19 protein-coding genes and 1 pseudogene are annotated in these 19,671 nt (G+C 61.6%); 9 read left to right on the top strand and 11 right to left on the bottom strand.

Features of this window, described 5'->3' with window-relative positions:
• The first annotated feature begins 174 nt into the window (after positions 1-174).
• The 5 genes from J3P92_RS17360 to prpF all read left to right on the top strand — a co-directional run bounded on the left by J3P92_RS17360 (position 175) and on the right by prpF (position 6,977).
• Positions 175-888 (top strand): GntR family transcriptional regulator, encoded by a 714-nt coding sequence (locus J3P92_RS17360; RefSeq protein WP_420767249.1) that lies wholly within the window; start codon positions 175-177, stop codon positions 886-888.
• Positions 885-1,769, top strand: a complete 885-nt coding sequence (gene prpB, locus J3P92_RS17355) for a methylisocitrate lyase (protein WP_030137801.1) — start codon at positions 885-887, stop codon at positions 1,767-1,769. The genes J3P92_RS17360 and prpB overlap by 4 nt, the downstream gene beginning before the upstream one ends.
• A 40-nt stretch (positions 1,770-1,809) precedes the next feature.
• A complete protein-coding gene (prpC, locus tag J3P92_RS17350) occupies positions 1,810-2,937 on the top strand; it encodes a bifunctional 2-methylcitrate synthase/citrate synthase (protein WP_434648485.1) in 1,128 nt (375 codons plus the stop codon).
• 204 nt (positions 2,938-3,141) lie between these two features.
• Positions 3,142-5,733 carry a Fe/S-dependent 2-methylisocitrate dehydratase AcnD gene (acnD, locus tag J3P92_RS17345; protein ID WP_434559922.1) on the top strand — a complete coding sequence of 864 codons (2,592 nt, stop codon included), beginning with the start codon at positions 3,142-3,144 and terminating at the stop codon, positions 5,731-5,733.
• Positions 5,734-5,786: 53 nt separating this feature from the next.
• Positions 5,787-6,977, top strand: coding sequence for a 2-methylaconitate cis-trans isomerase PrpF (gene prpF, locus J3P92_RS17340; RefSeq protein WP_434648483.1), 1,191 nt, complete (start codon positions 5,787-5,789; stop codon positions 6,975-6,977).
• Positions 6,978-7,106: 129 nt separating this feature from the next.
• Here prpF and J3P92_RS17335 read toward each other — a convergent pair whose 3' ends face one another.
• The 9 genes and pseudogenes from J3P92_RS17335 to soxR all read right to left on the bottom strand — a co-directional run.
• On the bottom strand, positions 7,107-8,000 hold the full coding sequence (locus tag J3P92_RS17335) for a metal ABC transporter solute-binding protein, Zn/Mn family (protein WP_434648480.1): 894 nt from the start codon (positions 7,998-8,000) through the stop codon (positions 7,107-7,109).
• Entirely contained in the window at positions 8,001-8,900 is a 900-nt protein-coding gene (locus J3P92_RS17330; protein WP_420767253.1) for a metal ABC transporter permease, read from the bottom strand.
• Entirely contained in the window at positions 8,900-9,652 is a 753-nt protein-coding gene (locus J3P92_RS17325; protein ID WP_434648477.1) for a metal ABC transporter ATP-binding protein, read from the bottom strand. Before J3P92_RS17325 ends, J3P92_RS17330 begins: the two co-directional genes overlap by 1 nt.
• Positions 9,649-10,578 carry a metal ABC transporter substrate-binding protein gene (locus J3P92_RS17320; RefSeq protein ID WP_434648474.1) on the bottom strand — a complete coding sequence of 310 codons (930 nt, stop codon included), beginning with the start codon at positions 10,576-10,578 and terminating at the stop codon, positions 9,649-9,651. The genes J3P92_RS17325 and J3P92_RS17320 overlap by 4 nt, the downstream gene beginning before the upstream one ends.
• A gap of 35 nt (positions 10,579-10,613) precedes the next feature.
• Positions 10,614-11,189, bottom strand: coding sequence for a DUF6162 family protein (locus J3P92_RS17315; protein WP_434648471.1), 576 nt, complete (start codon positions 11,187-11,189; stop codon positions 10,614-10,616).
• Positions 11,186-11,512, bottom strand: a complete 327-nt coding sequence (locus J3P92_RS17310; protein ID WP_420767257.1) for a hypothetical protein — start codon at positions 11,510-11,512, stop codon at positions 11,186-11,188. Before J3P92_RS17310 ends, J3P92_RS17315 begins: the two co-directional genes overlap by 4 nt.
• Positions 11,509-12,051 (bottom strand): thiamine pyrophosphate-binding protein, encoded by a 543-nt coding sequence (locus J3P92_RS17305; protein WP_434606995.1) that lies wholly within the window; start codon positions 12,049-12,051, stop codon positions 11,509-11,511. Before J3P92_RS17305 ends, J3P92_RS17310 begins: the two co-directional genes overlap by 4 nt.
• Entirely contained in the window at positions 12,048-13,262 is a 1,215-nt protein-coding gene (locus tag J3P92_RS17300) for a PepSY-associated TM helix domain-containing protein (protein ID WP_420767259.1), read from the bottom strand. Before J3P92_RS17300 ends, J3P92_RS17305 begins: the two co-directional genes overlap by 4 nt.
• 226 nt (positions 13,263-13,488) lie before the next feature.
• Positions 13,489-13,852, bottom strand: a pseudogene (soxR, locus tag J3P92_RS17295) (redox-sensitive transcriptional activator SoxR); the annotation flags it as partial.
• Positions 13,853-14,104: 252 nt separating this feature from the next.
• Here soxR and J3P92_RS17290 point away from each other — a divergent pair.
• The 4 genes from J3P92_RS17290 to J3P92_RS17275 all read left to right on the top strand — a co-directional run bounded on the left by J3P92_RS17290 (position 14,105) and on the right by J3P92_RS17275 (position 18,271).
• Positions 14,105-14,371 carry a hypothetical protein gene (locus tag J3P92_RS17290; protein WP_420767260.1) on the top strand — a complete coding sequence of 89 codons (267 nt, stop codon included), beginning with the start codon at positions 14,105-14,107 and terminating at the stop codon, positions 14,369-14,371.
• 98 nt (positions 14,372-14,469) lie between these two features.
• A complete protein-coding gene (locus J3P92_RS17285) occupies positions 14,470-15,090 on the top strand; it encodes a LysE family translocator (RefSeq protein ID WP_420767261.1) in 621 nt (206 codons plus the stop codon).
• A 155-nt stretch (positions 15,091-15,245) separates the two neighbouring features.
• A complete protein-coding gene (locus J3P92_RS17280) occupies positions 15,246-16,412 on the top strand; it encodes a cysteine desulfurase family protein (RefSeq protein ID WP_434648469.1) in 1,167 nt (388 codons plus the stop codon).
• 50 nt (positions 16,413-16,462) lie between these two features.
• On the top strand, positions 16,463-18,271 hold the full coding sequence (locus J3P92_RS17275; RefSeq protein ID WP_420767263.1) for an aminopeptidase P family protein: 1,809 nt from the start codon (positions 16,463-16,465) through the stop codon (positions 18,269-18,271).
• 10 nt (positions 18,272-18,281) lie between these two features.
• On the opposite strand, the gene J3P92_RS17270 is transcribed toward J3P92_RS17275, so the two are convergent.
• Positions 18,282-18,872 carry a 2-hydroxychromene-2-carboxylate isomerase gene (locus J3P92_RS17270; RefSeq protein WP_420767264.1) on the bottom strand — a complete coding sequence of 197 codons (591 nt, stop codon included), beginning with the start codon at positions 18,870-18,872 and terminating at the stop codon, positions 18,282-18,284.
• Between the two features lie 31 nt (positions 18,873-18,903).
• Positions 18,904-19,632, bottom strand: a complete 729-nt coding sequence (locus J3P92_RS17265) for an SDR family oxidoreductase (RefSeq protein ID WP_420767265.1) — start codon at positions 19,630-19,632, stop codon at positions 18,904-18,906.
• Positions 19,633-19,671: the final 39 nt, after the last annotated feature.

The raw sequence follows: 19,671 nt of genomic DNA, 5'->3' as shown, positions 1-19,671 counted from the left end.
TTCTAGCACGGTGGTTTTCTGACGCCACCGCTGGCCGGGGGCTACGATACTTCGAAGCGGCAAGTTATGTCAGCACGCGCTATTAGACGATTGTCGACAATATGGTTTTTTTCTTTGACGTTTGAGGGTTATACGTTTAGTTTTTGCCGTATTGATTTTAAAGGTGTCGACAATATGCTCGATCAGCTCGAAACGCCGGTCCTCGTCCAAGACGATGTCGAGACCTTGTCCGAGAACGTTTTTCGACGCATCCAGGCTGCCATCGTCAAGGGCGAGATCGCCCCGGGCAGCAAGATCTCCGAGCCCGAACTGGCCCGTACCTACGGCATCAGCCGTGGGCCGCTGCGCGAGGCGATCCATCGCCTCGAAGGCCAGCGCCTGCTGGTGCGCATCCCCCATGTCGGGGCACGAGTGGTCTCGCTGAGCCATGCCGAGCTGCTGGAGCTCTATGAAATTCGCGAGTCCCTGGAGGGCATGGCCTGTCGCCTCGCGGCGCAGCGCATGACCCTGGAGGAAATCGACGAACTGCGCCGGGTCCTGGAAACCCACGAGCGCGATGCGGCGTTCCAGGCCGGTGTCGGCTATTACCAGCAGGAAGGCGACTTCGACTTCCACTATCGGATTATCCAGGGCAGCGGCAATCGCACCCTGACGCAGATGCTCTGCGGCGAGTTGTACCAACTGGTGCGCATGTACCGCATCCAGTTCTCCACCACGCCCAACCGTCCGCGCCAGGCTTTTGCCGAGCACCATCGGATTCTCGATGCCATCGCCGACCGTGACGGCGAACTGGCTGAATTATTGATGCGCCGGCACATCGGCGCGTCCAAACGCAACATTGCGCGTCATTTCCAGGACAGCGCCGCCACTGAACGAGGTGAGTCATGAGCAACAGCACTCCAGGCCAGCGATTCCGCGATGCGGTCGCCAGCGAGCATCCGCTGCAAGTGGTCGGCACGATCAACGCCAACCACGCGCTGCTGGCCAAGCGCGCCGGTTTCAAGGCGATCTACCTATCGGGTGGCGGCGTGGCAGCCGGCTCTCTCGGCGTGCCGGACCTAGGCATCACCGGCCTGGATGACGTGCTGACCGACGTGCGCCGCATCACCGATGTTTGCGACTTGCCGTTGCTGGTGGACGTGGACACCGGTTTCGGTTCCTCGGCGTTCAACGTGGCGCGCACGGTCAAGTCGATGATCAAGTTTGGCGCGGCGGCGATTCATATCGAGGACCAGGTCGGCGCCAAGCGCTGCGGCCATCGCCCGAACAAGGAAATCGTCTCGCAGCAGGAAATGGTCGACCGCATCAAGGCCGCCGTCGATGCCCGCACCGATGACAGCTTCGTGATCATGGCCCGTACCGACGCCCTGGCGGTGGAAGGCTTGGAATCGGCCCTGGACCGCGCCGCCGCATGCATCGAGGCCGGCGCCGACATGATTTTCCCCGAAGCCATCACCGAACTTGAAATGTACAAGCTGTTCGCCAGCCGCGTGAAAGCGCCGATCCTGGCCAACATCACCGAATTCGGCGCGACCCCGCTCTACACCACCGAACAACTCGCCGGGGCCGACGTGTCCCTGGTGCTCTACCCGCTGTCGGCCTTCCGGGCCATGAACAAGGCGGCCGAAAACGTCTACACCGCCATCCGTCGCGACGGCACGCAACAGAATGTCATCGACACCATGCAGACCCGCATGGAGCTTTACGATCGCATCGACTACCACACCTTCGAGCAGAAGCTCGATGCGCTGTTCGCGGCGAAGAAGTAAGGCGCGACTCCCTACAAATTCAAGAAAATGGAGACAGAACATGGCCGAAGCAAAAGTACTCAGTGGCGCCGGGCTCCGTGGCCAGGTAGCTGGGCAAACCGCCCTGTCCACCGTAGGCCAGTCGGGCGCCGGGCTGACCTATCGCGGCTACGACGTCCGCGACCTGGCGGCGGATGCGCAATTTGAAGAAGTGGCCTACCTGCTGCTGTACGGCGAGCTGCCGACCCAGGCACAGCTGGACGCCTACACCGGTAAATTGCGCCAATTGCGTGACTTGCCCCAAGCCTTGAAAGAAGTGCTGGAGCGCATTCCCGCCGACGCCCACCCGATGGACGTGATGCGCACCGGTTGCTCGTTTCTCGGCAACCTTGAGCCCGAGCAGGATTTCTCCCAACAGCACGACAAGACCGACCGCCTGCTCGCGGCGTTCCCGGCGATCATGTGCTACTGGTATCGCTTCAGCCACGAAGGTCAGCGCATCGAATGCGTAACTGACGAAGTGTCCATTGGCGGCCACTTCCTGCATCTATTGCACGGTAAGAAGCCGAGCGAGCTGCACGTCAAGGTGATGAACGTGTCGCTGATTCTCTACGCCGAGCACGAATTCAACGCCTCGACCTTCACCGCCCGCGTCTGCGCCTCCACGCTGTCGGACCTGTTCTCTTGCATCACGGCCGCCATCGGCTCGTTGCGCGGCCCGTTGCATGGCGGCGCCAACGAGGCGGCGATGGAAATGATCGAGCGCTTCAGCTCACCCCAGGATGCCATCGAAGGCACCCTCGGCATGCTGGCGCGCAAGGACAAGATCATGGGCTTCGGCCACGCGATCTATAAGGACAACGACCCGCGCAACGAGGTCATCAAGGGTTGGTCGAAAAAACTTGCCGATGAGGTGGGCGACACGGTGCTGTTCCCGGTTTCCGAAGCCATCGACAAGACCATGTGGGAGCAGAAGAAACTGTTTCCCAACGCCGATTTCTACCATGCCTCGGCGTACCACTTCATGGGCATCCCGACCAAGCTGTTCACGCCGATCTTCGTCTGCTCGCGCCTGACCGGCTGGGCCGCCCACGTGTTCGAACAACGCGCCAACAACCGCATCATCCGACCGAGCGCCGAATACACCGGCGTCGAACAGCGCAGGTTCGTGCCAATCGAACAACGCTGAGCTGGAGGGCTAGCCGCAGGAACTGGGGAACTGGATAAACCCACAACCCTGTGGGAGCGAGCCTGCTCGCGATAGCGTCGGGTCAGCAGCATCAATGTTGGCTGACACACCGCAATCGCGAGCAGGCTCGCTCCCACAAGGGAACATGTTCACTTCAGTAGCTGCGCCAACCCTTCTGAAACCACCGTGACCCGAGTCCTGACGATGAACACAGAATTTCGCAAACCGCTGCCTGGCACTTCGCTGGATTATTTCGATGTTCGCGCGGCCGTGGAGGCCATCCGCCCCGGCGCCTACGATGGCTTGCCGTACACCTCTCGCGTATTGGCGGAGAACCTCGTGCGCCGCTGCGACCCGGCCACGCTGCGTGAATCGCTGCTGCAACTGATCGAGCGCAAGCGCGACCTGGACTTCCCATGGTTTCCGGCGCGGGTGGTGTGCCATGACATTCTCGGCCAGACCGCCCTGGTGGACTTGGCCGGTTTGCGCGACGCCATTGCCCAGCAGGGCGGCGACCCGGCGCAAGTCAACCCGGTGGTGCCGACCCAACTGATCGTCGACCACTCCCTGGCGGTCGAGAGCGCCGGTTTCGATCCCCAGGCCTTCGCCAAGAACCGCGCCATCGAAGACCGCCGCAACGAAGACCGCTTTCACTTCATCAACTGGACCAAGAAAGCTTTCAAGAACGTCGATGTGATTCCGCCGGGCAACGGGATCATGCACCAGATCAACCTGGAGAAAATGTCGCCGGTGATCCAGCAGCGGGACGGCGTGGCCTTCCCGGACACGTGCGTCGGCACCGACAGCCACACGCCCCACGTCGATGCACTGGGCGTGATTGCCATCGGCGTTGGTGGCTTGGAAGCGGAAAGCGTCATGCTTGGCCGCGCCTCGTGGATGCGCTTGCCGGAAATTGTCGGCGTCGAGCTGACCGGCAAGCTGCAACCGGGCATCACCGCCACCGACATGGTGCTGGCGCTGACTGAATTCCTGCGTAAACAAAAAGTCGTGGGCGCATGGCTGGAGTTTTACGGCGAAGGCGCCAGCGCGCTGACCTTGGGCGACCGGGCGACCATCTCCAACATGGCCCCTGAGTACGGCGCCACGGCGGCAATGTTCCATATCGATCAGCAGACGATCGACTACCTGAAGCTCACTGGGCGCGAAGACCAGCAAGTGCAGCTGGTCGAGCACTACGCCAAGACCATTGGCCTGTGGGCAGACAGCCTCAAGGGCGCGCAATACGAGCGTGGCCTGACGTTCGATCTTTCTTCGGTCGTGCGCAACATGGCCGGCCCGAGCAACCCCCACGCCCGTGTCGCGGTGTCGGATCTGGCCGCCAAAGGCATCTCCGGCCAGTGGGACGACGTGCCTGGGCAAATGCCCGACGGCGCGGTGATCATCGCCGCGATCACCAGTTGCACCAACACCAGCAACCCGCGCAACGTGATCGCCGCAGGCCTGCTGGCGCGCAACGCCAACCGCCTGGGCCTGGCCCGCAAGCCGTGGGTCAAGTCATCCCTGGCACCGGGCTCTAAAACCGTGGCGCTGTACCTGGATGAAGCCGGCCTTACGCCCGAGCTCGAGAAGCTGGGCTTCGGTGTGGTGGCGTTTGCCTGCACCACGTGCAACGGCATGTCCGGCGCGTTGGACCCGGTGATCCAACAGGAAATCATCGACCGCGACCTATACGCCACCGCCGTGCTGTCGGGCAACCGCAACTTCGACGGGCGTATCCACCCGTACGCCAAGCAGGCGTTTTTGGCCTCGCCGCCGCTGGTGGTTGCTTATGCCATCGCCGGGACCATTCGCTTCGACATCGAGAAGGATGTGCTGGGCGTGGTGGACGGTCGCGAAATCCGCCTCAAGGACATCTGGCCAAGCGACGAAGAAATCGAAGCCGTGGTCAAGGCGGCGGTGAAGCCGGAGCAGTTCCGCCAGGTCTACATCCCGATGTTCGCCATCCAGGAAGACACCGGCCCGAAAGTCACGCCGCTGTACGACTGGCGCCCGCAAAGCACCTACATCCGTCGCCCGCCTTATTGGGAAGGTGCATTGGCCGGTGCGCGGCCGCTGCAGGGCATGCGCCCGCTGGCGGTGCTGCCGGACAACATCACCACCGATCACCTGTCGCCATCCAACGCCATCATGTTGGACAGCGCCGCCGGTGAGTACCTGGCAAAAATGGGCCTGCCGGAAGAGGACTTCAACTCTTACGCGACCCACCGCGGCGACCACCTGACCGCGCAGCGCGCGACCTTCGCCAACCCGAAACTGTTCAACGAAATGGTCGTTGAAAACGGCAAGGTCAAGCAGGGCTCCCTGGCCCGGGTCGAGCCGGAAGGCAAGGTCATGCGCATGTGGGAAGCCATCGAGACCTACATGGAACGCAAGCAGCCGTTGATCATCGTCGCTGGCGCCGACTACGGCCAGGGATCGTCGCGGGACTGGGCGGCCAAGGGGGTGCGTCTGGCCGGTGTCGAGGCGATCGTTGCCGAAGGCTTCGAGCGCATCCATCGCACCAATCTGGTGGGCATGGGCGTGTTGCCGCTGGAGTTCAAGCCCGGTACAGATCGCAAGACCCTGGGCATCGACGGCAGCGAAATATACGACGTGATCGGCGAGCGCACCCCGCGCGCGACGTTGACGTTGGTCATCACCCGCAAGAACGGCGAGCGCGTCGAAGTGCCGGTGACCTGCCGCCTCGATACCGCCGAGGAAGTGTCGATCTACGAAGCCGGGGGCGTGTTGCAGCGCTTTGCCCAGGACTTCCTCGAGTCGGCGGTGGCCGTTTAAATCGCCTGGGTGGCCGGTTTTTCCGGCCGCCCGTTTTTAAGGAGTTGGAGCACATGGCTCACTCGCCTCAAATCAAGATTCCCGCGACTTACATGCGTGGCGGCACCAGCAAAGGCGTGTTCTTCAGCCTGCCAGACCTGCCCGAAGCCGCCCGAGTCCCTGGCCCGGTCCGGGATGCCCTGTTGCTGCGGGTAATCGGCAGCCCCGACCCGTACGAAAAACAGATCGATGGCATGGGCGGCGCGACGTCCAGTACCAGCAAGACGGTAATCCTGTCCAAGAGCACCCGGGCCGACCACGATGTCGACTATCTGTTCGGCCAGGTGTCCATCGACAAGCCTTTCGTGGACTGGAGCGGCAACTGCGGCAACCTGTCGGCGGCGGTGGGGTCGTTTGCCATCAGCAGTGGCTTGGTGGAGCCGGCCCGGATTCCGCAAAACGGTGTGGCCGTGGTGCGGATCTGGCAGGCCAACATCGGCAAGACCATCATCGCCCATGTGCCGATCACCGACGGCGCGGTGCAGGAAACCGGCGACTTCGAACTCGATGGCGTGACCTTTCCGGCGGCTGAAGTACAGCTGGAGTTCATGGACCCGGCTGCCGAGGAGGAGGGCGGTGGCGGCTCGATGTTCCCAACCGGGAACTTGGTGGACGACTTGGAAGTGCCCGGTGTTGGTACCTTGAAGGCGACGCTGATCAACGCAGGCATCCCGACGATTTTCATCAATGCCCGGGATATCGGGTACACCGGTACTGAATTGCAGGGCTCCATCAACGGCGATCCGAAGGCGCTGGCGATGTTCGAAACCATCCGCGCCCACGGTGCCTTGCGCATGGGGTTGATCAAGCATCTGGACGAAGCGGCTCAGCGCCAGCACACCCCCAAAGTCGCGTTTGTCGCGCCGCCAGCGGATTACCTTTCGTCCAGCGGGAAAGCCGTGGCGGCGGGCGACGTCGATTTGCTAGTGCGGGCGTTGTCCATGGGCAAGCTGCACCACGCCATGATGGGCACCGCCGCCGTCGCCATCGGCACCGCCGCCGCGATTTCCGGCACCCTGGTGAATCTGGCCGCCGGCGGTATCGAGCGCAACGCCGTGCGTTTCGGCCACCCGTCCGGCACCTTGCGTGTCGGCGCCGAGGCCAGCCAGGTCGACGGCGAATGGACTGTGAAAAAAGCCATCATGAGCCGCAGCGCGCGGGTATTGATGGAAGGGTTCGTGCGGGTGCCCGGGGATGTTTTTTAACGGGTTCCTTCAGACATAACCCAAGACCTGTGGGAGCGAGCCTGCTCGCGATGAGGCCGGCACATCCAGCATCTATGTTGGTTGACACACCGCTTCTCGCGAGCAGGCTCGCTCCCACCGTGGCTGTGGTTAGCCTCCCATCAGTGCCGTGACGACCACCCCCACATTAGTTTCCAGCTCCGCCACCGGGTCGGCGCCATCGGTGCTCAGTACCAGCAACTGACTGCCGCCCTCGGTAATGGCCGCTTTCACAGCTTCCGACGGCTGGCGATGATGCAGCACCAGCGCCACGTCATTGTCTTTCAACGTTGTGGTCAATTGCTTCAAGGCCTCGGGCGTCCACTCGGCGTCGGGCCGGGCGTCAGTACTGATGCCATCCAGATTCAACCCGCTGATCAAGTAACCAAAATGCTCGCTCAGGCTGACTACGCTCAGGTTATCGGCACTGGCGAGACGTTTTTCGCTGTCGGCGCTGAGCTTGAGCAGGCGTTGCTTGAGGGCCGCCAGGTTGGCGTCGATTTTCGCTTTGTCGTTTGGGGCCAGGCGCACCAGGTCGGCGGCGATCACGTCGGCCATCCGCCCCAGGTTGGGGCTGGCCATCCATGGCTGGCTCGCCAAACCGTCAGCCATCCCCGGTTGCACGGCGATACCGGGCAGGGCGCCGTCCACCGGGCGGGCCGCGTCGACTTCGACGATGCGGATGTTGCTGCGTCGGGCCATGGGGTACAGCGGATCGTCCGGCCATAACGAGCGCAGGCCGATCACGGCATCGGCGTCGCTGGCCAGTTTGCCCAGGGTCGGCGCGCCGCGGCCGCTGAAATAGGCATTCTGGCGGGTGCCAGGCAGATTGGCGGGCGCGGCCCGCTCCAGGCTGACCTCGGTGCCCTTGAGCAAGGCCTCGCCCAACCCGTAGGTGACCGGCAACGACGCCAGCAGACGGACCTTTTCGGCGGCGAATGATGAAGTGACGGCCACGCCGCACAACGCGACGGCCAGGGTCAGTTGTCGCAATGAAAAAACCATTTATCCAAGATTCCCTTTGAGGCTGGGGACGACGCCACGGGCGATGGCGCTCAGGGCGAAGGCGATGCCGGCCACCAGAATGATCGCGGCACCGGACGGGATCGGCAGGTCGAAGACGATCGGCGCGAGAATCCCGCACAACGTGCTGACGGTGGCGATCAGTACCGAACACCAGAAGAAGCCTTTCAACGATTGGCTGAGCAGGCGCGCGGCAGCCGCCGGGATTACCAGCAGCGCCCCCACCAGAATGGCGCCAATGACTTTCACCGCCGCCACGGTAATCAATGTCACCAAGATCACGAACAGGTAGTCCAGGGCCTTGACCGCCACCCCGCGCACCGCCGCCAGTTGCGGATTGAAGCTGGCGAGCATGATGCGGTTGTACAGTGGCAACGCCAGCGCCATCACCAGTGAACCGACCACCGCCAGCACCAGCAGGTCGTTGCCGTTGACCGTCAGCACGGAACCGAACAGCACGTTCTCCAAGATGTGTACGTTGATCTTGCCCGCCAGGATCAACAGCAGGCTTGCACCCAGGGCCAGGGACACCGAAAGGAAGACGCCGATCAGGGTGTCCGGTGACAGGCCGGTTCGGTTGCGCAGGTAATTGAGCAGGATGCCGAACAGCAGGCAATAGCCGAACAGGCTTCCGTACGGCCCGGTGTAGGGTTCGCCGAGCAGGATGCCGACGGCCACGCCAGTCAGCGCCGCATGGCCCACGGCTTCGGAAAAAAACGCGAAGCGCTTGACCACCACCAGCGTACCGAGGCCGCCAAGCACCGGGCCGATCAACAACCCGGCCAACAATGCGTTGACCACAAACCCATAGGCCAGCGCTTCGGGCAGATAGCCGGACGAGGCCCAGCCCTGGACCATCAAGCGAAAGGCTTCGTAACTCATCAGGCCGCGCTCCCGTTAGTGCGTGGATGGGTGGAAAACAGCGTGAGCAGTCGCTCCGGGGTCAGGGTCTGGCGTGGCGGGCCGTCGAACAGTACCCGGCGATTGAGGCCCGTGACCCGGTCGGCCAGCCGCCCGACGGCTTCCAGGTCATGCTCGATCCACAGCACGGTGATCCCGGCCTGGCGCCAGTCCTGCAGCAACCGCTCGAACACCTGGATGCCGGCCTCGTCGAGGGCTGACATCGGTTCGTCCAGGACCAGCAGTTGCGGTGAAGGGATCAAGCCCTGGGCGAGCAATACCCGCTGGCGCTCACCGCCGGACAGCGCGCCCATCCGGCGCTTGCGCTTATCCTGCATGCCGACCCGCTCCAGGGCCTGGCCGATGGCACCGGTGTACTGCTTGCTCAAGCCGAGAAAGGCCGGGCGCCGTTGACACATCGCGGCCATGAAATCGTCCACCGTCATGGGCAGGCCACGATCGAACTCAAGGGCCTGGGGCACATAGCCGATGACGCCGGGCTCACCTGGCCACTGCAAGCTCAGGCGCCCCTTGTGCGGCATTTGTCCGAGCAGGGTCTTGATCAGGGAACTCTTGCCGCCGCCGTTGGGGCCGACCAGGGCATGGATGCTGCCAGGTTGTATCTGCAAGCCCACGTTGTCGAGAATCGTGGTGCGCCCCAGCTCGAGGCTGATGTCGATGAACTCGATCAGCGGGCCGGCCTTTGGCTGGATAAGGGTTTGCTGCACGGTCATGCGCCGGACTCCTGGATCGCCCGGACCACGGTGTCGAGGTTGCCGGTCATCTCCTTTTCGTATTTCCCGGCGCTGTATTCACCGTAGGAAATGTGCGAAAGCGGGTACAGCTTTACGCCTGATTCACGTTGGATGGTGTCGACGTAGGTGGAGGGAAAATCCATCTCCGAAAAGATCACTTTCACATCCAGTTCGCGCAACTGATCGATGGTCTTTTTCAACTGGCTGGGGCTCGGCTCGATACCGTGGGCCGGCTCGACCACGGCGGTCACTTCCAGGCCGAACTCGCGCAGCAGGTAATCGTAGGCGGCATGTACAGTCGCGACCCGCAACTCGGCGTTCGGCGCCTGGGTCAGCTTGGCCAGGGCGTCGGCACGCATCTGCCGCAGGCGCTTGCCGTAGGCGCGAGCGTTTTGCGTGTAGGTCTTGGCGTTATCGGGGTCGAGCTTGCCCAGCTCTCGGGCGATGTTGTTGACCTGGGCAATGGACGCGCTGATGGACAGGAACGTATGCGGGTTGACGACTTTGCCCGCGCCCCTGGCGGCAGTGCCGGTGGCGGCCAGCAAGGGCACGTTTTCGTTGGCTTCGATGACCTTCACGTCTGGTGTTTCGCTGGCGGCGATCATGCGGTCGGCAAAATCGTCATGGCCGACGCCGTTGAGCACGATCACATCCAGACCGCTGATGCGCTTGATGTCTTCGGCCCTGGGTTCATAGGCGTGGGGATTGAATCCGGCCGGGATCAACGGCACCACTTCGGCCTTGTCACCGACGATGTTCGCCACGTAACTGTAGTAAGGGTGCAAGGTGATGCCGATGCGCAGGCGCTTGGACGTTTCGGCGCTGGCCATCGGGGCGAGCAGGCAGGCCAGCAGGCCAAGCAGCAGCAGGCACAGGAACGGGCGGCGTGGAGAGGCGATAGACATGGGCAAGCGGTCTTCTCTTGGATGAGGGCGAGGGGTCAATGCCGGTGCTGGCGGGTCACGCCGGCATCGAATTGCGCGACGATCTGTTGCCAGCCGGATGCGGACAAAGCAGCGTCTTCCAACACGGCAGGGGCGGTCGCAGGATTGCTGCGGTTGAGCCAGATGTCCGGGGGCGCGTCGGATGTTTCGCTGATGCGCATCAGAAAGGAGCCTGCGATTGACGGGGTAGCACTCGCGCCAAAGTAGGCTTTTTCACCCAGCAGTTGCCAGGCGTGGCCGCCGCGGGTGACAGAACTGGCATCTTGGGCGAACGGGGCAAAACCTTCGTCCGCCAACGCTTGCGGGCCGGGAAGGGCTAGCTCGCTTTCGCGCAGAATGCGGATCTCGTCCAGCGTGACCCGCAGGTCGGCATAGATGCCTTGCTCGGCGGCGCTGAGGTCGCGACGGGCATCCAACTGGTTGCTTTGCACGGGAGTGACGTCCTGGGTTTCGCCATGCCAGGCCACCACCGACCCGGCTCCCAATACGATGATCAGGCACAGCAGCAAGACATAAAGGGTTTCGTGGCCCGCGCCAGCGGGGCGAACGACGTGGAGGGTAGGTGTGCTCATGGGGCCTCGATGTCGGCTTGGTCGATTTCCACGACGTGCCCGGGGCCGGCGTCGAAGAGTACGTAGAACTCGGCGTCCGGTTTCTTGAAGGTCAGCGTTGAGTCGGCGCCGAGCTTGCCGGGTACGAGGATGGTTTCGTCATAGCCAATCACGTCCAGCGTCACTCCGGGTGCACCGCTGCCGTCGGAAAAACCGCCGGTGCATTGGATCTGCTCGGCGTCGATGGCCTTGCACTCGCACATTGGGTTATGGGCCAGTGCGCTGGTGCTCAAGCTTGCGCAAAGGAGCAATGCCATGCTGTTGAGGAAGGCGCGGAGGGTCATGGTCGGGCTCCTTGGGTTTTCAGCCAGGCAACGGTGGCCGGGGAGGCCTGGTTCAGTGGAATCGAGGCCTGGTGCATCGAACCGTCCCAACCCTCGAGGGTTATCCACAGTTCGGCATCGGGCTGGGTCTTCGGCGGGACTGGCAACAACGCGCCCATGCGATAGGGCGAGCCAAAGAAAATCACCCCGGCGGCCCGCAGGCTGCGGGGCTTGCCAATGCGCAGATAGGTGGCTTTCACCTGGCTGATGCAGCGTTGGCACAGCGCGGCATTGAAGTGCTTCATGGGGCCGGCGGGACCCTGGGTACGAGGGGCTTCGTTGCGAAATTCCGCCAGGCGCAAGCTCCACGGCCCGACCTGGATCTCACCGACTTCCCGCTCTCCGAGCCCGCCGTCGCCACGGAACAACGCAGCTTCCGAGAAATACTTGGGCATGAAGCCCAGGGGAATCAGCAGCAACAGCACATTGAGATGGAAACGCCATTTATGCCAGAACCGGCCCAGGCGAGAGGGTGGCAGGGTTGTGGTGGACGGATTCACAGGCTGCCCTCCGGCGAGTCACGGTGGAGGGAGGGTTGCAATGGGGGGGCGATCCGGGCGGGCCGGGCAGGTTTCTGGCTGCGCTTGACGGCGTTGGCAGTGGCCAGGGCGGTGCGTTTGGTCCAGATCAGCAACCCACTGAGGACCATCATGCTCAGGATCAGACCGAAGAAAAACCAGATGAGCTTGATCCAGAGGCCGCCGAAGTCCCCGGTGTGCAATGGCCGCATGGATTCGGTGACGAACTCCAGGGGCGTGCGGTCCGCCAACAATCGCGTGGCGTCCACCTCGCCGCTGTAGGGATTGATGGTCGCGGTCTGGAACATCAATGGATACCAGCCGCGCCCGCCGATTTCGACGTGGCTGTAGGCATTGCCGGGTAGGCTGACAAAACTCGCGTCCAACCCCGGGATTTGCTGCCGGGCGATCTCGATGGCTCGGTCCAGGTTCAATCGCGGTGGAGCAATACCATCGGCTGACAGTGGAACGCTTTCACGAGCCACGACCGGGACGACCGGCGCGCTGGAGATGGAGATGCCGTTGTCGGCCAGTGTGGCTTCGATCAGGAACCAGGTGCCGGTCACGGAAATGACCGCGATGAACCAGATCGACCAGATACCGCTGAGCCGATGGAAATCGCCCCAGAAAATCCGCGCGCCGTGGCGGATGCGCAAGGTCGGGCGCAAGAAACCTTTCCAGAAGCGTTTGTAGACGACAAGCCCGGTAACCAGTGATGCCAGCATCGGCAGGCCGAGGAGAGACACCAGGTACCAGCCCCAGCTGTAGCCGTTGGTGAACGGCACCAGCCACCATCCATGCAGGGCGCGGGTAAAAGCCCTGAAATTGAACGCCGGGGCCGATCCCTGGATGACGCCGCTGTAGGGATTGACGTAGACGGTGTCCGGGCGGCCGTCGGGGTAGGTGACTTTGGCTTCAAGGGCAAAATGCGACTCATCCGGACGCACGATACTTTGCACTTGTGTCAACGGCTGGGCTTGCTTGATGGCGGCCATGACCTGGTCATAGCTGAGCAACGGGGCGTCATCGCTGGGCTTGCTGGCGCGCATCTCTGGGTTGACCAGCCAGACGATCTCCTGGCTGACCACCGCCAGAGTGCCGGTGACGCAGACGATCAGGACAAAAAACCAGATGGGCAACGCCAACCAGCTATGAACGAGAAACCAGAGTTTGGAGCGGGACTTCTTCGACATGATTGAACGTCTTGATTCGATGGAAGGTTCCGTGTCGCGGGCTTCGCAACGGCCTGAACCCTGGAAAAGCAGACCGTGGCTTTTGCCGACGCGGCCTGCTGCATCTAATTAAGACGAACGAGACACTCAAATCCTGAAGAGTAAGTTGAAAGAAAATGTTTCGCGTTAGCGATAAGCGTGGTTTGGTGTTTGGGTGGCGAGCCATCAAGCTCCCGGACGATCACACACAACCGATGCAGCCGTTCAGTCGGTCGCGCAGAGCGATCAGTTGATTGATGCGCTCATCCAGATTCCGGCTCCACGGCGCCGACAAGGTCTGCCAGTCGGCTGCTGTCGGAGCGCGATCCTCCGGCAGATTCTTCAGCGCCTCGCCAATCTCCGTCAAGGGAATGCCCAGGCGCTGAGCGACTTTTGATCAGCGCCACCCGCCGTAGCACTTCCCGAGGGTAGCGACGTTGATTGCCCTGGTTGCGGGTGCTTTTGATCAGCCCCTTGGACTCATAGAAGTGCAGCGCCGTGACCGCTACGCTGCTGCGAGCGGCGACTTGGCCAAGGGTGAGCTCCTTGTGGAGGTTAATAGGAATCGTCATTTCAGATGGCGAGGGGTATTTCTGGTGGCTGGTTCACAAGCATCGGGCCAAAGCGGTGACGTTCGGCTCATTTCAGGTACTGCGCATTATCGAGCGCAGCCTGGACGGCGCTCTGCATTGCCCCTGGGTCAGCCAAGCGCAACGAGAGATACGAGAGGGCGATACCCACTATCGAAACCGTTGATTTTTGCCGTTCCATGCTGGCGGGTAGCCTTTGTTCATCGCCCCACTACAGAACATTGGACGCCCGCCATGAACCGTATCCTTGCTGTCTTGCTACTGTTGGCCGTCACCGTATTGAGCGGTTGCGCCTCGTCGTCTCCGGAGCTGCGTCCTTACACAGCTGAGGAAACTCGTGAGCTGGCCCTCGAAGCGCTGAATCGCCGAGGCCTTTCTTTTGAGGAGTATCACGCGAAGAAAGCCGAATTGCTGGGACCGTCGCAGAAAAATACCGGTTTCGACGAGCGTGGCGAAATGAATGCCGAACGGACCGTTCAACTGCCTGGCCGACCAAGCTGAAAGACTGTACCGCTCGAAGTTTTGCCTAACTGTCCATGGGCGCGTGCCGGGACGTGGGGTAGGGTCATCATTTGACTGCCCCAACGGATTGACCTGCCATGACGCTCTCGCTTGACCTGCTGCTGGGCTTCGCCCTGTTTGCCCTGGTGACCTCGATCACACCAGGCCCCAACAACACCATGTTGCTGGCCTCGGGTGTCAATTTCGGTTTCAGCCGTACGATCCCTCACATGCTGGGCATCACCTGCGGCTTTTTTTCCCTGGTGCTGGCGGTGGGCCTTGGCCTGGGCGCGGTGTTCCAGACTTATCCATTGCTGTACACCGTGCTGCGCTACATAGGCGCGGCGTATCTCATGTACCTGGCATGGAAAATCGCCCATTCCGGCCCGGTCTCGGACAGCTCAACGGGCAACAACAAGCCGATCGGTTACTGGGGCGCGGCGGCGTTCCAATGGGTCAACCCCAAGGCCTGGATCATGGCCATCGGTGCAATCAGCACCTATACACCGCTGCAAGGCTACTTTTTCAATGTGGTAGTGATCGCGGCGGTGTTTGCCTTGATCAATCTGCCAAGCGTCAGCCTTTGGGTCGTTTGTGGCAGCCTGTTGCGAAACCTGTTGCGTGATCGTCGATGGTTGCGCCTGTTCAACTGGGGCATGGCGCTGCTGTTGGTCGCGTCGCTGTATCCGTTATTGCTCGAAAGCATGAGTGAGGGCTGAGCTTCGGCGCGATGCCTGCTAAGCTCGCTGTTCCAGGAGCGTTCCTACGCACTTATAAATGAAGTCCGACTTCTTTAAAGGTCTTGATCAGGTAATGCTTGTCTCGAATCCAACGAGGGCACCCTGGTCTTGGAACCGGCTCTGCGAGTTTCCTTATGAATAAGCGTCCTTTGTATTTCGATTACGCCGCCACCACGCCGGTGGATGAGCGGGTTATCCAGGTCATGATCCAATGCCTGGGCTTCGACGGTAACTTTGGCAACCCAGCCTCCAGCTCCCATGCGTTCGGCCAGGAGGCACGACAAACCGTGGAGCAGGCACGCCAGCAGGTGGCCCGGTTGGTTGGCGCTCGAGCCGATCAAATCATCTGGACCTCCGGTGCCACCGAATCCAATAACCTTGCCTTGAAGGGCGTGGCGCAGGCGCGCGGTGCCGGCGGTGGGCATGTCATTACCAGCCTGATCGAACACAAGGCGGTTCTCGATACGGTCAGGCAACTAGAGCAAAGTGGCGTCGAGGTGACTTGGCTGGCGCCAGACGCCGATGGCCTGATCACTGCGCGCGCGGTTCGCGAGGCCCTGCGCGAAGACACGTTCCTCGTGTCGCTGATGCTGGTGAACAATGAGTTGGGGACCGTCAACGACGCCGTTGCCATCGGTGAGATCGTTCGCGAGCACGGCGCGCTGTTTCACATGGACGCCGCCCAAGGGGTGGGAAAGGTGGGCATCGACCTGGCCCGGTGGCCGGTGGACCTGATGTCCTTTTCCGCGCATAAGATCTACGGACCCAAGGGTATCGGCGCGCTATACGTTGGCGACCGTGCGCGGCCTCGGGTATCGGCACAGATTCATGGCGGAGGCCACGAAGGTGGTTTGCGCTCCGGCACCCTGGCGACCCATCAGATTGCAGCCATGGGCGCTGCGTTCGAGCTGGCGGCGCAGTCGTTCGACCAGGAGCTTGCCCAGATCGCCCGGTTGCGCAATCGTTTGCTCGAGCCGCTATTGGCATTACCCGGTGTATGTATCAATGGCAGTGCGAGCTGCCGTATTCCCCACACGTTGAGCCTGACGTTCAATGAAGGTGAATTCAACTCGGCGACATTGGGTGCGTCGATTGCATTTTCGGCTACTTCGGCCTGCAATTCAGCGCAGAACAGCCCATCCCATGTCCTGCTGGCCCTGGGGCATGATGCACGTGCGGCCGGGCGGACTATCCGCTTGAGCCTGGGGCGTTTCACTAGCGAACAGGATATTGATGAGGCGGTGCGGGTTATCAAGGAAGCCTGCGCTGCTGCGCCGGCGTTTTGGGCGACGACCCCTTGAACCGACCGACCTTTTGCAACGAACAATAAAATCGATTAGCAGGAGTAATAATGAGTACCGAGCCTTTGACCCCAGGAGAGGTGCCTCAGCGCCTGGCCCGAATTCGCCAGTTGATGAGCGAGGAGGGCGTTCATGCGCTGCTGGTCCCGTCGGCCGATCCGCATCTGTCCGAATATCTGCCAGGCTATTGGCAAGGGCGTCAGTGGTTGTCCGGCTTCCATGGATCGGTCGGCACCTTGATCGTGACGGGGGAATTCGCCGGGGTCTGGGCCGACAGTCGATACTGGGAACAGGCCACGAAGGAACTGGAGGGCAGTGGGATCGAGTTGGTCAAGCTCATGCCAGGTCAGCCCGGCCCATTGGACTGGCTGGGTGAACAAACACCCGAGGGTGGTGTTGTGGCGGTCGACGGTGCAGTCATGGCCGTTGCGTCGGCCCGCACGCTGAGCAGTAAGCTTGAATCGCGCGGCGCGCGGTTGCGTACCGACGTCGACCTGCTGCATAAGATCTGGACCGATCGTCCAGCCCTTCCGGATCAGCCCGTCTACGCCCACCTGCCACCCCAAGCCACGGTGAGTCGTGTAGAGAAGCTTGCCAAACTGCGCGAATCCCTCAAGGAACGCGGTGCCGATTGGCATTTCATTGCGACCCTGGATGACATTGCCTGGCTGTTCAATTTGCGTGGCGCGGATGTGTCGTTCAACCCGGTGTTTGTCTCCTTCGCGTTGATTGGCCAACAACAGGCGACGTTGTTCGTAGCCTTGGACAAAGTCGGTGCGCCATTGCGTGCCACTCTTGAACAGGATGGCGTGACGCTGCGCGATTACAGCGAAGCCGCGGCCGCGCTGCGTGAAGTGCCAAGCGGTGCGAGCCTGCAGATCGATCCGGCGCGGGTCACGGTCGGCTTGCTGGATAACCTGGACAGTGGCGTCAAGCTGGTCGAAGGTCTCAACCCCACGACCCTGGCCAAATCCCGCAAAACCTCGGCGGATGCCGAGCATATCCGCCAGGCAATGGAACAGGACGGTGCGGCGCTCTGCGAATTCTTCGCCTGGCTGGAAAGCGCCTGGGGCCGCGAGCGCATCACCGAGCTGACTATCGATGAACATCTGACCGCGGCACGCAAACGCCGGCCGGATTTCGTCTCCCTGAGCTTCAATACCATCGCTGCCTTCAATGCCAATGGCGCAATGCCCCACTACCACGCCACGGAAGAAGCGCACGCCGTTATCGAAGGCGATGGCCTGTTGTTGATCGATTCGGGTGGCCAGTATCTCGGCGGTACCACGGACATCACACGCATGGTACCGGTCGGAACGCCAACGCCGGAGCAGAAGCGTGATTGCACCCGAGTCCTCAAAGGTGTGATCGCGTTATCGCGGGCCAAATTTCCCCGGGGCATTCTATCGCCTTTGCTCGATGCCATCGCCCGCGCGCCAATCTGGGCCGAGCAGGTGGATTACGGCCATGGCACTGGCCATGGCGTCGGTTATTTCCTGAACGTGCACGAGGGGCCACAAGTCATTGCCTATCAAGCCGCTGCCGCGCCACAAACCGCGATGCAGCCGGGTATGATCACGTCCATCGAACCGGGCACTTATCGCCCGGGTCGCTGGGGTGTGCGCATCGAGAACCTGGTCCTCAACCGCGAGGCAGGCAGTAGCGAGTTCGGTGAGTTCCTGTCCTTCGAAACCCTGACGCTGTGCCCGATCGATACCCGTTGCCTTGAGCCAGCGTTGCTGACCCAGGATGAAAGGGACTGGTTCAACGCCTACCACGCCGAAGTTCAGCGTCGGTTAAGCCCATTGCTGCAAGGCGATGCGCTGCAATGGCTGAACACCCGGACAGCGGCGATCTGATGCAAAAAGGTCAGGCTAGGGCTTCACGGACGAAGTCCAGCCGATCCTGGCCGAAGAACAGCTCGTTGCCTACAAACATGCTCGGCGCGCCAAACACGCCTCTGCGGATCGCTTCTTCGGTGGAGTTTTTGAGCTGGTCCTTGACCTGTTGATCAGAGGTCAAGGCCAGTACATACCCAGGATCAAAACCGCCGTCTTCCAGAACCGCCGCAACTGTCGCTGGATCGTTGAGATTTCGGGCGTCAATCCAAAGGGCGCGGAACAGGCAATCGATAAAGGTCTCGAATCGGTCTGGGTGGCGCAATTGCATCCCGGTTACGGCGCGCATCAACAGCAACGTGTTGATTGGGAAATAGGGGTTGAGCTTGAACTCAACGCCATAACGGGTAGCAAAGCGATTCAGATCCTTGAACAGATAAGGCCCTTTGGCCGGTACGGTAACAGGCGATGCGTTGCCGGTTGCCTTGAAGACACCCCCCAGCAACATCGGGCGGTAGATCAGCTCACTGTCCGCTTGTGCGCAAAGCGCAGGTAACTGCGTGTAGGCCAAGTAGGTGGTGGGGCTGCCGAGATCGAAGAAAAACTCTACGGATTTGCTCATGGGCTGCTCTTTTTTGTTATGAGGGGGAGGCTTACCAGCGTTCGCTCCAGGGGCGCAGATCCAGCTCGAATGTCCAGGCATCGCGGGGCTGGGTATGCAAGTACCAGTAATTTTCAGCAATGTGTTCCGGATCGAGAATGCCGTCTTCGTCCTTGGTGGCATATTTTTCCGGGAAGTTGTCGCGAATGAAGGCCGTGTCGATGGCGCCGTCCACTATTACGTGAGCGACATGGACGTTCATCGGGCCCAGTTCGCGCGCCATGCTTTGCGCCAAAGCTCGCACACCATGCTTGGCCCCGGCAAACGCGGCGAACCCTGACGCTCCGCGCAATCCGGCCGTGGCTCCGGTAAACAGGATTGTCCCGCGCTGGCGCTTGACCATGCGCTTGGCCACTTCCCGAGCATTGAGAAAGCCGGAGAAGCAAGCCATTTCCCAGATCTTGAAATACTTGCGCGCCGTCTCCTCCAGAATGCTGCAGGGCACATTAGCGCCAATGTTGAATATGAAAGCTTCGATCGGTCCGATCTGTACTTCAATTTGCTCGATCAGCCCGATGACTTCATCTTCGTTGCGCGCATCGCAGGCGAAACCGTGAGCATCACCTCCCTCGTCCCGAATGCTGTTAACTAACGGCTCAAGCTTGTCGGCACTTCGACGCGTGACGCAGGCAACGAAACCCTCCCGGGCGAAACGCCTGGCTATTGCCCCGCCGGTGGCATCGCCAGCACCCACAACCAGTACGACCTTCTTGTTATTCATAGTCCGTCCCATTGCTAAACGATCGTTAACTAAACGGAC

This window comes from Pseudomonas sp. D3-27 (assembly GCF_051132165.1).
Lineage (GTDB): Bacteria > Pseudomonadota > Gammaproteobacteria > Pseudomonadales > Pseudomonadaceae > Aquipseudomonas.
The sequence above is the reverse complement of the archived record's forward strand: the minus strand, read 5'-3'. Positions and strand labels throughout refer to the sequence as shown.